Genomic DNA, 13,962 nt, shown 5'->3' on the forward strand with positions numbered 1-13,962 from the left:
ATATTCGTGCAAATATTAACCAGTGACAAACGATGATAACTTCCATTGAGTTAAGGAAAACTTAAGTGAAAGAGCGACTTCCTCCCTTACAAGGGCTGTACTACTTTTATATGGCAGTAGAGAAAGGCAGCTTTAAAGATGCGGCTAAAGCGCTATTCGTTTCAGCGGCCGCAGTCAGTCAACAAATCCGTCTACTGGAACAAATCCTAGGGACACCGTTGTTTCATCGCGAACATAGGAAGGTCCGATTAACACTGGAAGGCGAGTTGTTATTTAGCCATACGCAGAAAGGGATGATGCATCTTCAGCAAGGTGTTCGACTGATTAATCAAGATCCCAATCCTAATCGGTTATCCATCTCAACACTGCCCTCTTTCGCCCAGCATTGGCTCGTACCTAGGTTACAAGGCTTTCGGGAAGTGCATCCCAACATGGCGATCTTGTTAGAGCCTACTAATCAACTGGTTAAATTTGAAGATTCATCCGTTGATATCAGTATTCGCTATGGAGAAGGGAGCTACCCCAACATTCGCAGTGAGCATTTAATGGACGATATTATTTATCCGGTTTGTCACCCTATCTACCAAGAAAAGCACGGTATCTACACCGTCGATGACTTATCTCACGCAAACCTCATCGAGGATACATGGCCGGATATGGATTGGAATCTGTGGTTAAATCGGATTGGCGGAAAGTTAGGAAAACCAACGTTACAATATAACGGCTCTCATTTTGTCTTAGAAGGGGCATTAGCGGTACAAGGTGTCGCGCTAATTAAACACAGCTTAGCGTATCGATATATTCAGGAAGGCACCTTAGTTCGCATAGGTGATCGAGCGCTCAGACCGAAATTCTCTTATTACTTATGTGCACCAGACAGTTACTTTAACCGTAAAAAAATCGCCCTGTTTAGTGACTGGATTCGCGAACAAGTGCGTGAGTTTCAATCTCACTCTAATGACGATCTAGAGATAATAGAAACCGACTATACCCTTATATGGAACCAAATAAAGTGAAGGGAAGTTTCTTGTGAATCAATAACAAAAAACCCGCCATAAGGCGGGTTTTTTAAAGATTAATCAAACAATTACTTGTTTGCTTTCTCTTCTTTAACTTTAGCAATAACTTCTTCTGCAACGTTCATTGGACACGGTGCATAGTGAGCGAATTCCATAGAGAATTGGCCACGACCAGAAGTGATTGTACGTAGGTGACCGATGTAGCCGAACATCTCAGAAAGAGGTACGTCAGCTTTAATACGAACACCAGTAGCGCCAGCTTGTTGGTCTTTGATCATACCACGACGACGGTTAAGGTCACCGATAACGTCACCTACGTGATCGTCTGGAGTGAACACGTCAACGTTCATGATAGGCTCAAGAAGTTGTGCGCCTGCTTTAGGCATAGACTGACGGAATGCGCCTTTCGCTGCGATTTCAAATGCGATTGCAGATGAGTCAACTGCGTGGAAGCCACCGTCGAATAGCTCAACTTCAACGTCTAGCGTTGGGAAGCCAGCAAGAACACCGTTGTCCATCATTCCAGCAAAGCCTTTTTCAACTGCAGGCCAGAATTCTTTAGGAACGTTACCACCAACAACTGTTGATTTGAACGTGAAACCAGAACCAGCTTCGCCAGGCTTGATACGGTAATCGATCTTACCGAATTGACCAGAACCACCAGACTGTTTCTTGTGCGTGTAGCTATCTTCAATTGCTTGAGTGATAGTTTCACGGTAAGCAACTTGAGGAGCACCAACAGTTAGGTCAACACCGTAAGTACGCTTAAGGATGTCAACTTTAATGTCTAGGTGAAGCTCACCCATACCTTTAAGGATGGTTTCGCCAGTTTCTTCGTCAGTTTCAACTTGGAAAGATGGATCTTCTGCAACCATTTTACCGATCGCGATACCCATTTTCTCAGAACCGCCTTTATCTTTTGGAGATACAGCGATTGAGATTACTGGTGTTGGGAAGATCATTGGCTCAAGCGTACACTCGTGCTTAGGATCACATAGAGTGTGACCAGTTTGAACGTTCTTCATACCAACTACAGCGATAATGTCACCCGCTTGAGCTGAAGTAAGTTCGTTACGCTCATCTGCTTGCATCTCAACCATACGGCCGATACGCTCTGTTTTACCAGTTGCAGCGTTAAGGATAGTGTCACCCTTGTTCAGTTTACCTGAGTAAATACGGATAAACGTTAGAGCACCGAAACGGTCGTCCATGATTTTGAACGCTAGCGCACGTAGTGGCTCATCAGCAGATACTGTCGCAACTTCACCAGTTGGTTCGCCAGTTTCTTTGTCTGTTAGTGGTTGAGGATCTACTTCTGTTGGAGCAGGTAGGTAATCAACTACAGCATCAAGAACGATCTGAACACCCTTGTTCTTAAATGCAGAACCACAGAATGTTGGGAAGAACGCTAGGTCACGAGTACCTTTACGGATACAACGCTTGATGTCTTCGATTGAAGGCTCTTCACCTTCCATGTACGCTTCCATTAGGTCGTCGTCTTGCTCTACAGCAGTCTCGATCAACTCTTCACGGTACGCTTCAACGTCATCAACCATGTCCGCAGGAACATCTAGGATTTCGTAGTTTTCTGGAAGACCTGTGTCATCCCAAACGTATGCTTTACGGCTTAGAAGGTCTACAACACCAACGAAGTCATCTTCGCGGCCGATAGGTAGAACCATAACTAGTGGGTTAGCACCTAGAACGTTTTTAACTTGGTCAACAACGTTAAAGAAGTCAGCACCCATACGGTCTAGTTTGTTAACGAAGATCAGACGAGATACTTCTGATTCGTTCGCGTAACGCCAGTTAGTTTCTGATTGAGGCTCAACACCACCAGAACCACAGAATACACCGATACCGCCATCAAGTACTTTAAGTGAACGATATACTTCAACTGTAAAGTCAACGTGTCCAGGAGTATCGATAACGTTCAAACGGTGATCGTTCCAAAAACAGCTAACTGCCGCTGACTGGATAGTAATTCCGCGCTCAGCTTCCTGTTCCATGAAGTCGGTAGTTGATTCACCATCATGAACTTCACCAGTCTTATGGATTTGGCCAGTCAGTTTAAGAATACGCTCAGTTGTAGTGGTTTTACCCGCATCAACGTGCGCGAAAATACCAATATTTCTGTATTTTGATAAATCAGTCATCGTTTTACTCTGTTAATAGGATATAAAATGCGCGCAGAGTATATCACAATCTGTCAAGACGGATACCATTGCGTGCACTTGCATTAAAAAAAGTTATACCCTTAAGCATCGACTATGACGCAACTCCATCTAAATTAAGATGAAAGCCTGCCCCAGTAAGCCTATTACTACAGAGTACCTTACGTAAGTTCGCAGTTAATTTTAGCTGCTCTTTGTGATTTTTCGATGTCGTTTCTAAAAATCACAGACTTTGTGGGCGCTATTCTACCTAAAATTTCAGAAAAGCCACTATTAAAAGTGCATTTAACGCACCACTCGTCGTTTATTTCATACGAAGCTAAAGTTCATCAAAGGCCGATAGAGCTTCTGACAACTTTTTAACGCCATGAATTTGCATCCCTTCTATGCCACCTTTTGGCATATTGGCTGCTGGAACAATCGCGCGTTTAAAGCCGTGTTTAAACGCCTCCATTAAACGTTCTTGCCCACTTGGAACCGGGCGAATTTCTCCCGCGAGCCCTACCTCACCAAACACCACCACGTCTTTTGGCAGCGGTCTGTCTTTAAAGCTGGACAACAGCGCCATGACTAGAGCTAAATCGGCGCTGGTTTCTGTGACCTTAACGCCACCCACAACATTAACAAAGACATCTTGGTCTGCCATTTGTAAACCGCCGTGTTTATGTAGTACCGCCAACAATAACGAGAGTCTATTTTGATCCAAACCAACGGAAACTCGTCTTGGGTTAGCAAGCTGGCTGTAATCCACCAAGGCTTGAATTTCAACCAGTAACGGGCGCGTACCTTCCCATACCACCATGACTGAACTGCCAGACGTTTCTTCTTCCCCACGTGATAAGAAAATCGCCGATGGATTACTGACTTCTTTTAGCCCTTGCTCTGTCATGGCAAACACACCCAGCTCATTTACTGCGCCAAAACGGTTTTTATGACTACGTAAGGTCCTAAAGCGACTATCCGTTCCGCCATCCAGTAAAACCGAGCAATCGATAATATGTTCAAGAACCTTAGGACCTGACTAAAATACCGTCTTTAGTAACGTGACCCACCATAAAGATCGCGACATTATTTTGCTTGGCATAACGCGTTAACGCGGTGGCTGATTCACGAACCTGCGCCACACTACCCGGTGAAGACTGAACATCTGATACGTGCATGACTTGAATCGAGTCAATCACCATCAACTTCGGCTGTTCTTTTTCTGCGACTTGGCAAATACGGTCAACATTGGTTTCAGAAAGCATCTTTAGATGATCTTTTGGCAAGCCAAGTCTGGAGGCACGCATGGCCACTTGTTGTAACGATTCTTCGCTTGTAACGTACAGCGTTGGCATTTGCGATGATAGGCGACACATTGCTTGTAATAGCAACGTCGACTTACCCGCCCCAGGGTTACCACCAATAAGAATGGCCGCACCTGGCACAATACCGCCACCAAGCACGCGGTCGAGCTCTTTAAAACTACTCGAAAATCGTGGTACTTCTTGCAGGTCAATTTCAGATAAGGTCTGAACACTGGCTTCCGCCGTTCCACCTGCGTAACCTGCTAGGCGCTCGTTACGTGCCACTTGAGGCGATGCAGCTAGGCGAACTTCAGAAATGGTATTCCACGCTCCACATGCATTACATTGCCCTTGCCAACGAGGAAAGTCTGCGCCGCAATCATTACACACGTAAGCTCTTTTCGCTTTTGCCATACTTATTCACTACCTCATTGACAGAAAAAAACAATAATAATGCAATCGCTTGCACTTACCGCCCCGTAAGGGCGTTGTTTTTTTGTTCTTTCCGTTATTATTTTCGTTCCGACAAGCAATAATTATTGCCAAGACGAGAGAATCCACGAAAAATATTCAATTAAAATGCTGTAAAATCATCAGCAGATATCGCTAAGGATTGCGGTACACTAGCCGATAAAATTTATTGCGCTGTTATATCGATGATGGCATCGCCATCAAACAGGGACACTTTAACAAAACTCATGCAGCAATCAGAAATACTTTCTCTCGCAGAACGCCTAATACCTATTTATCACGCCGAAGATTTTGACTTTGTTCTCAAACAAATCACTGAAGGCGAGACGCCATCAGCGAAACTGCTCGTTAAAATGGAGCTCAATAGACTCATGGCGCCTTGCCATAAGCGTATTGACCTTCGTGGGCGCGTCTCTTCACATTGCCATGAATATCAATTTGATGGGCTCACTCACTGGCTCGATGACAGAGCGTTTAATCTGTACCATAAACTGACTCGTAAGTTTGGTGGTTACACTGAAGGTGTATGGGAAGCCCTCGTTAACAAGCAAACCATTAGTACTATTGGCAGCGAACAAAAATTAAAGCACGAAGGTGAGCTGACCGATCCAGACAGCCCTTACGCGGCCGAAGCGATTAATTTAGGGTACGATCTGAAACGCAAAGAGAACCGCCTTAGACTTGAGTCTCAAGTCTCTATTGAGCTCGAAAATGGTGAACAGGTACATGGCCTAAGCGTTGATCTATCAAACTCGGGCGCCAAATTTAAAGTACCGGGTACTTTTGATTATGATCTTGGGCAAATAATAAAGGTCCGCTTTGAGGAGCTAGCCAAAGGAAGCAATGTCAAAGACATCGACTTACCAATTGAATACCGTGTTCTTGGTGTTGATGGCATTCACGGCGTCTCTCCAGTGAAGTACCTGCGCACTTTAAGGCTAACACGTACCAATGCCGTTGAGCAGGTCGTGGAAAAAACGTTAAATACCGAATCCAAAAAAATTCGTCATGATAATCAAGACCGAATTACTCGTGCCCGCACGCGAGGCTACGAGCACACTTACCTAAAACATGCTTGTAATCTGCCGCTATTTTTCAGCGGTAATGAGCTAAAAGTCTCTCTGCTTACCGAGAATAACAAGGATATATGGAATTATTGGCACGATGAGCGCCACCAGCAAGCTCTAGGCTCGTTGTTCTCACCTGAGCGAATGGAGCTTCTGATCAAAACAGGGATCAAAGGCTGTAGCAACGTTCTCTATACCTTTACCCATGATCACAATGGTATGACGTTGTTTTATTCCATGATGATGCCTGAAGCAAATCGAGAAGAACGGCAACTTTTCTGGCATGTCGGTGCCAAGCGAGCGAGCTGGAAAGCATTCCGTCTCTCTGTTTTTGAGTTATCAGAAACCGATGTCACGTCCATATCTAAACACTACAGTGCTTTGGTTGCTAAACCAGAGAAACTCACCCATTTCGGCATTTTGCAGGAAATCAGCGACCAAACGTCGGCAAGTGATTATTTATTTACTGAAAAGCCGCGCATTGCGGCGAGCGGTTTGAACCGCTTCAGACACCCACGAAAAATCATCGGTCAACCGCGTGGTCTTTATTTTGATGCTGAGTCGAGACGAAAAGAACCACGATACGAGTTTCGTACGCCCGTCGCTATTGTTAACGAAAATAACGAAAGCGTTGAAGGCGTCACTCTCGACATTTCAAAACGTGGCGCCAGTATTCAGCTTCGCAGTGCTGCTGCACTTAGCTCAGGAATGAGGGTTTCCGTCGCATTTAAAGAATTACAGCTGTACAACAAAAACCTCCCTCTTAATCATGTTCCCTACCATGTTGTACGCATGTCTGAGGATAAAAAAACGGCATTTCTTGCCATTGCTGAGTCTGGTAAAACCATCAAGATCATCGCATTTTTCAATGGTATGATTGAAAATAATCGCGACAAGCTTCTTATCAAAACTGAAATTCTACCAAGCCCGGACCTGCTTGAGTCGTTACATAATGTACTACTTGGAAAAATGGTCAGTACGCCAATCTACATCGACAAACGAGGCACCTCGGTTAAGAGTCGAGTTGTCGGTGTCAATTTCCCACTACCTGGTTACCTGCAATTTTTCGAGCGCATTGGTCATCAGCAAAAATTAGCACTAGAGCCAATTTTTAAAGGACGCAGCAATAGTATGATTGCCGAGCCAATGAAACGCAGACCGGGTTCTAAAATCGTTTACCATGAATTGTATATTGGTGTGCTGAAACTCGGTGACCGAATTCAATCGATACACACACGACTTCGTGAAGACTTTGACTCAACACAAAAGCGGATAAGGTTCATTAAAGACGCCTTAACAATGGGTGAACTGTACATACTGAGAGTATCTTCAGGCCCTGTATTCGATGCACTGACTACCCTGATGAAAAAAGACATCAACGAACTATTAACCCTTAGCCTGAGTCATGCGAGAAATTTGGAAAATGAAATGACAGCAATCTGTGGCTACTGTGAGGTTATTGACATTACTGAAGAAGTGCTCATTCGCTTGGAGCTCAATAGCTGATCAAGCCACCTTGCCTCCAATCTTGCTCGACACAAAAAAAGGGGGATTGCAAACTAGCAATCCCCCTTTTTTCAAAGGTATTAACACCTTATACGTCACACCTGCAAGCTCTATTAATAAATCAAATTACCTAATGAGTATTACCAATTCACTCTTTTTTGCTTAGCAAGTAGCCCTGATAATATACATACCACGCCACCGAGTCCGGCAAACTTAATTGCCACCTGCGCTTTTTCTTCGACTTTTGGTTTTGCATGATAGGCAATGCCCAAACCAGCCGCGTGCATCATCACTAAATCATTAGCACCATCACCCACAGCAATCGTGTTGTGCGGTTCAATATCATACTCTTCGGCCAGAGATTGCAATATATCCGCTTTCTTTTCTGCATCAACTACTTCACCAATTACGGCGCCAGTCAGTTTACCATCAACAATTTCTAGGGTATTAGATTGAGCATAATCGAGAGACAATTCTTGTTTTAAGTAGTCCGAGAAGTAGGTAAAACCACCGGATGCAATCGCTGTTTTCCAGCCACGAGATTGCAGTGTTTTAATCATCTCTCTTAGCTCTGGCATCATGGGTAACTCGGCACGAACGGCGCTGAGTATTGACTCATCGGCACCTTTCAGCGTCCCTACTCGTTGACGTAAACTTTGTTCAAAATCCAGCTCGCCTTGCATCGCACGTTCTGTCACTTCCGCCACTTGCTTGCCAACACCGTAGCTAACTTAGCGATCTCATCAATGCATTCAATCTGAATCGCGGTTGAGTCCATATCAAGGACGATTACGCCCGGTTTATTGAGGTCTGGCACGTCACACAAGGCCGAACAATCGACCTGCAATTCTGCCAATATTTTCTGATGCTCAGACGTTAACGTTCCGGCCATTAACGCCACTTCATACGGACCTACTTGCCAAGCCTCAAGAATACGACTCGATTGCCCGACATAAAAATCCATGTCATTAAACATACTGACAGAAAGGTAAGGAGCATACACTATCCAAGAGGCTTTGCTCTTTTCTAGCTGATGTGAAAGTAGGGTTTCCGGAAAGCGCTCCTTTAAGGGAATACGCTTTGAAATCACTAAAGGCTTTACCGCGTCCATGTCTTGTCCTTCATAAGAAAATTACTACGACGGTAACCTATTGCAATTTACTTGTGCAAGTCTCAATATAAACCAATCAGTAATTTCTTAGACCTTTTGTAAGATTATGGACGGTTCACTGTTTTCATTTCGCAACTTTTTACGCATTGTCGCTCTAGGACTCATTGGTGCGATGGTATTTTTTATCGCTACGAATAGCTTTGTTATCAGTAAAGGTAACGAAAGAATTCAAAGTAATCAGCTAGAAGTGCTAAGTAAAATATTAATCTCCCAAGCCTCCCTATCTGCTCGACAGATGCTGATCGATCAAGACCAAGAGCGCCTAGGGGCGTTGACCAACCAGTTAGCAACTGAAAGACTGGTGCTGGACGCAACAGTGTACAACGCTGAAGGGGTGAAAGTAGCCGCCAGTACCGATGCCAAATCAGCCAGAGAGGTGCTTGGACTCGATACACCACTCGCGACGGCCAGTATAGGGCGTCAGCAACTGATAGAGCCGATCATAAATGACAATAGCATTATCGGATTTGTACGTATTACGTTTGAGACCGGAAAAGTCACCGCGATCTCGGATCACCACTACCGAAAAAGTGATCGTTACATGTACATGATGATACTGATGAGCTTTATTTCCGGTGTGCTACTCCTTGTCATTCTGCGTCGCCCAGGAAAGAATAAGGGTGAGAACTTGCTGTTAAAACAGCCTTAAATAAACGCCATAAAAAAACCTCGCCAAAGCGAGGTTTTTTTATAACAAGTACCGATTACTCTTCGTCGCCCAGTAGCACTGAGTCCAACGCAATCTCCATCATTTCATTGAACGTTGTCGCGCGTTCATCTGATGTGGTTTGTTCACCGGCTTTGATATGATCCGAAACCGTACAGATCGCTAATGCTTTAGCGCCATACTCTGCCGCAACGCCGTAAATACCTGCTGCTTCCATTTCAACACCAACAATACCGTACTTATCCATTACATCAAACATGTCTGGATCGGGGGTATAAAACAGTTCAGCAGAAAATAAGTTGCCTACTTTCACGTTGATGCCACGTGCTTTGGCCGCTTCTTCTGCATTTCTCACCATTTTGTAGTCCGCAATCGCCGCAAAATCATGGTTTTTAAAACGAATGCGGTTCACTTTCGAATCCGTACATGCGCCCATGCCAATCACGACATCACGAACTTTAATGTCTTCGTTTACAGCACCACAACTGCCTACACGAATAATCTTCTTAACACCGAAGTCTTTAATCAGTTCCGTTACATAAATAGAGCATGATGGGATACCCATACCATGTCCCATTACAGAGATGCGGCGACCTTTGTAAGTCCCTGTGTAACCGTACATACTGCGTACGTCACACACCTGTACCGCGTCATCCAAAAACGTGTCTGCGATGTACTTTGCGCGGAGAGGGTCACCCGGCATTAATACAACATCAGCAAAATCACCCATTTCCGCATTAATGTGAGGAGTGGCCATTATGTTTTCCTTTTCGGTAAAGAACGGTTCTAACCCCCAAGGGTTTTGAGGAACCTCGGTTAATTTACAACCTAAAACCGTTAAATTTATTAAATAATTAAAACGCTTCGACGTTTATATTCTAGGAACTAGGAACTAGGAACTAGGAACTAGGAACTAGGAACTAGGAACTAGGAACTAAATCCTAGCCCCTAAAAGCTGTTCTACAAAAAGCTCTTTCCGTAATCCATTGGAGACGTACCAAAGTAGCTAGCAAGACTCTGACCAATATCAGCAAAGCTGTCACGAAGCCCTAAAGAGCCGACTGGTATATTGTGTCCATAAACAATGACAGGGATGTGCTCACGCGTGTGATCAGTGCCTGGCCATGTAGGATCACAACCGTGGTCCGCAGTTAGAATCAATACATCGTCTTCTTCCATTAACTCAATCACTTCATGGATACGAGAATCAAAATACTCTAACGCCGCCGCATAACCTACTACGTCACGACGGTGACCATACGCCGAGTCAAAATCGACAAAGTTCGTGAAAACAATCGTGTTATCGCCAGCTTCTTTAATTTGCTCTTTAGTGGCCTCAAACAACGCTGGGATGCCCGTCGCTTTCACTTTTTTGGTGATGCCACAGTTGGCGTAAATATCGGCAATCTTACCAATAGACACGACCTGACCCTGTTTCTCTTCCACTAACTTAGTCAGTACCGTTGGCGCTGGTGGTTCGACCGATAGATCTCGGCGGTTACCTGTACGCTCAAACTGACCTTTACCAGGACCAATAAATGGACGAGCGATAACACGGCCAATGTTGTAATCTTCTAGTTCTTCACGAGCGATCTGGCAAAGCTCTAGCAAGCGATCTAGTCCAAATGTTTCTTCATGACAAGCGATCTGGAATACCGAGTCAGCCGATGTGTAAAAGATAGGCTGTCCCGTTTTCATGTGCTCTTCACCAAGATCATCAAGAACTTGAGTCCCTGATGCGTGGCAGTTACCTAAGAAACTATCCAGACCTGCACGCTTAAGAATGCGATCGGTCAGCGCTTTCGGGAAGGCGTTCTCTTTATCAGTGAAATAGCCCCACTCAAACAATACAGGCACACCTACAATTTCCCAGTGACCCGACGGCGTGTCTTTACCTGATGAAAGCTCTGCAGCGTGCCCATAAGCACCAATGATTTCTACGTCATCATGCATACCCTGAGCGAGTGCACCTGTTGACTCTTTATGCGCCATGGCTAAGCCTAGCTTGGAAAGGTTTGGTAGTGTTAATTCACCGCTACGCTGGTCATTATCAGCAAGACCTTTCGCACAATGTTCAGCGATATGCCCCATCGTATCAGAGCCAACGTCACCAAACTTTTCAGCGTCGCCCGCAGCACCAATACCAAATGAATCTAATACTAAAATAAATGCTCGTTTCATAATTTCTCTCCCACCCTATGCCAAGTCTTCCGCACGAATATGACGGTACACACATGGGGTTTCTGTATAGGGTTGTTCACCGACCGTTACCGCCGCTTTTAGCGCGCTTGCCGCCTCATGCCATTGCGCTTCATTACGCGCATGGATAACTGCTAGCGGCTTTTCTAGGCTCGCCGTCTCACCAAGTCTAATAAATTGGTCAAAACCGACCGCGTAATCAATCTTGTCAGTCGCAACACGACGACCACCGCCCATTCCAACAACTGCCATACCAATAGCTCGAGTATCCATCGCCGATACTGTGCCTTCAATATCGGCATAAACTGGCTTAATAATGTCGGCCTTATCTAGGTACTTATCGTAGTTTTCCACGAAATCTACTGGGCCACCTAAACCTGACACCATTGTGCCAAAACACTGGGCCGCTTTTCCGTTGTTCAATACTTCATTTAGCATCGTGTCTGCTTGCTCTGTATCGCCTGCAAGTTTCGCCAACACGAGCATTTCACTACAAAGCGCCATCGTCACTTCGTACAGTCGTGGATTACGGTATTCGCCCGTTAAGAACTGTACCGCTTCACGTACTTCTACGGCATTACCAGCAGATGATGCCAGTACTTGGTTCATATCAGTAAGAATAGCAGTTGTCTTTGTACCTGCGCCGTTTGCAACCGCAACGATTGAATTCGCTAACTCTTCAGACGCCTCATAAGTGGGCATAAACGCCCCAGAACCTACTTTGACATCCATAACCAGCGACTCAAGACCAGCCGCCAATTTCTTAGATAGAATAGACGCGGTAATCAAAGAAATATTGTCAACGGTTGCGGTGATATCACGCGTGGCATAGACACGCTTATCAGCAGGTGCTAAATCACCCGTTTGCCCGATAATCGCAACGCCCGCGTCCTTAGTCACTTGACCAAAGACGTCGTTTGTCGGTGTAATATCATAGCCAGGAATAGACTCAAGTTTATCAAGTGTCCCCCCTGTATGACCTAAACCACGTCCAGAGATCATCGGAACGAAGCCACCGCAAGCCGCAATCATAGGGCCAAGCATTAAAGAGGTGACATCGCCGACACCGCTTGTCGAGTGTTTATCAACAATTGGGCCACCAAAGTTCATATGGCCCCAATCTATAACCATGCCAGAGTCACGCATTGCACACGTCAGCGCAATACGTTCTGGCATAGTCATTTCATTAAAAAAGATCGTCATGGCGAAAGCTGCAATTTGGCCTTCTGATACAGTGTCATTCGCAACACCTTGAATGAAGAAGTTAATTTCTTCCGCGCTCAGTACTTGGCCATCGCGTTTTTTACGAATAATTTCTTGTGGTAAATACATTAGTGCCTCCCCAGTCTAAGCTTGGGTTATAGGGTATAGAGGAAATGGTGGTGACAAGGGTTCGTCACCACCTAAAAGCGTTAGATTAGTATGCAGATGGATCTGCAGTTTCGTCTGTTACTTCTAATGTATTAAGGAGGTTGGTTAGCAGGCTTGATGCACCAAAACGGTAGTGCATGTTATCTGCCCAATCCGCGCCTAGGATATCGTCGGCCATTGCAAGGTATGCTGCTGCATCTTCTGCTGTGCGAACACCACCAGCAGGCTTAAAGCCAACCGTTTTTGCTACGCCCATATCACGAATCACTTCTAGCATCATGCGCGCATATTCTGGCGTTGCGTTAACCGATACTTTACCCGTTGAGGTTTTGATGAAGTCAGCACCTGCCTTGATACAGATTTCTGACGCTTTCTTGATGAGTGCTTCTTCTTTCAGCTCACCTAGTTTCGATGATCACTTTAAGAAGGATGTCACCACACGCTTCCTTACATTGCTTAACCAACTCGAAGCCTACTTCTTCGTTGCCAGTCATCAGTGCTCGGTAAGGGAAAACGACGTCCACTTCGTCTGCACCGTAAGCAACCGCCGCTTTTGTTTCAGCAACAGCGATAGCAATATCATCATTACCGTGTGGGAAGTTAGTCACAGTAGCAATACGAACATCCGGCGTACCTTGTTCACGAAGCGTTTTCTTCGCAATTGGTACAAAACGTGGATAAATACAAACTGCTGCTGTATTCCCCACTGACGTTTTCGCGTCATGACACAACGCGATCACTTTTGCATCCGTGTCATCTTCGTTAAGTGTGGTTAGATCCATCAGTTTAAGTGCACGTAAAGCTGCTGCTTTTAAATCGCTCATTTCTATCTCCGGTCAATATATTCAATTAATTATCTGACACGCGGTCAGCAATAAATGAACGGACTTGGTTCCTTGAAGACTCGGCGCTTCGCGCCAATCGCTTTCCTTGTCGCCGCACAGTACCAGTTCGTATTAGTCCAACCGATTGATTTAAGGTGGAGAACCAGTTCTGGGCTAAGTAGATAACCATCAAACATGGTTATCTAC

Annotated in this window: 7 protein-coding genes and 3 pseudogenes; 3 read left to right on the plus strand and 7 right to left on the minus strand. The window is 45.0% G+C overall.

Going from position 1 to position 13,962, the window contains the following annotated elements; translation table 11 throughout:
* Window positions 1-65 precede the first annotated feature (65 nt).
* On the plus strand, window positions 66-1,016 hold the full coding sequence (locus tag AC0L66_RS14625) for a LysR substrate-binding domain-containing protein (RefSeq protein ID WP_265673749.1): 951 nt from the start codon (window positions 66-68) through the stop codon (window positions 1,014-1,016).
* Window positions 1,017-1,087: 71 nt separating this feature from the next.
* Here AC0L66_RS14625 and fusA read toward each other — a convergent pair whose 3' ends face one another.
* Complete coding sequence (gene fusA, locus AC0L66_RS14630) at window positions 1,088-3,175, minus strand: elongation factor G (RefSeq protein WP_265673748.1); 2,088 nt, start codon at window positions 3,173-3,175, stop codon at window positions 1,088-1,090.
* 337 nt (window positions 3,176-3,512) lie between these two features.
* Window positions 3,513-4,893 (minus strand): annotated as a pseudogene (radA, locus tag AC0L66_RS14635) (DNA repair protein RadA).
* A gap of 284 nt (window positions 4,894-5,177) precedes the next feature.
* Between radA and AC0L66_RS14640 the strand changes: the two are divergent.
* A complete protein-coding gene (locus tag AC0L66_RS14640) occupies window positions 5,178-7,523 on the plus strand; it encodes a PilZ domain-containing protein (protein WP_473567791.1) in 2,346 nt (781 codons plus the stop codon).
* 140 nt (window positions 7,524-7,663) lie between these two features.
* Here the strand turns inward: AC0L66_RS14640 and serB are convergent.
* Window positions 7,664-8,634, minus strand: a pseudogene (serB, locus tag AC0L66_RS14645) (phosphoserine phosphatase).
* A gap of 106 nt (window positions 8,635-8,740) precedes the next feature.
* On the opposite strand from serB, the gene AC0L66_RS14650 reads away from it, so the two are divergent.
* Window positions 8,741-9,343 (plus strand): YtjB family periplasmic protein, encoded by a 603-nt coding sequence (locus AC0L66_RS14650; protein WP_265673744.1) that lies wholly within the window; start codon window positions 8,741-8,743, stop codon window positions 9,341-9,343.
* Window positions 9,344-9,398: 55 nt separating this feature from the next.
* On the opposite strand, the gene deoD is transcribed toward AC0L66_RS14650, so the two are convergent.
* The 4 genes and pseudogenes from deoD to deoC all read right to left on the minus strand — a co-directional run bounded on the left by deoD (window position 9,399) and on the right by deoC (window position 13,755).
* Window positions 9,399-10,118: a purine-nucleoside phosphorylase gene (gene deoD / locus AC0L66_RS14655; protein WP_473567793.1), complete on the minus strand. Its 720-nt coding sequence runs from the start codon at window positions 10,116-10,118 to the stop codon at window positions 9,399-9,401.
* A gap of 203 nt (window positions 10,119-10,321) precedes the next feature.
* Window positions 10,322-11,542 (minus strand): phosphopentomutase, encoded by a 1,221-nt coding sequence (locus AC0L66_RS14660; RefSeq protein ID WP_473567795.1) that lies wholly within the window; start codon window positions 11,540-11,542, stop codon window positions 10,322-10,324.
* Window positions 11,543-11,557: 15 nt separating this feature from the next.
* On the minus strand, window positions 11,558-12,892 hold the full coding sequence (gene deoA / locus AC0L66_RS14665) for a thymidine phosphorylase (RefSeq protein ID WP_473567796.1): 1,335 nt from the start codon (window positions 12,890-12,892) through the stop codon (window positions 11,558-11,560).
* Window positions 12,893-12,977: 85 nt separating this feature from the next.
* Window positions 12,978-13,755 (minus strand): annotated as a pseudogene (deoC, locus tag AC0L66_RS14670) (deoxyribose-phosphate aldolase).
* Window positions 13,756-13,962 lie beyond the last annotated feature (207 nt).

This window comes from Vibrio sp. GJ43-1, from assembly GCF_055808835.1.

Excerpts from the sequence above, each read along its gene's own strand:
- fusA (WP_265673748.1), bottom strand. The coding sequence starts at position 3,175 with ATGACTGATTTATCAAAATACAGAAATATTGGTATTTTCGCGCACGTT.
- AC0L66_RS14640 (WP_473567791.1), top strand. The coding sequence starts at position 5,178 with ATGCAGCAATCAGAAATACTTTCTCTCGCAGAACGCCTAATACCTATT.
- AC0L66_RS14650 (WP_265673744.1), top strand. The coding sequence starts at position 8,741 with ATGGACGGTTCACTGTTTTCATTTCGCAACTTTTTACGCATTGTCGCT.
- deoD (WP_473567793.1), bottom strand. The coding sequence starts at position 10,118 with ATGGCCACTCCTCACATTAATGCGGAAATGGGTGATTTTGCTGATGTT.
- AC0L66_RS14660 (WP_473567795.1), bottom strand. The coding sequence starts at position 11,542 with ATGAAACGAGCATTTATTTTAGTATTAGATTCATTTGGTATTGGTGCT.
- deoA (WP_473567796.1), bottom strand. The coding sequence starts at position 12,892 with ATGTATTTACCACAAGAAATTATTCGTAAAAAACGCGATGGCCAAGTA.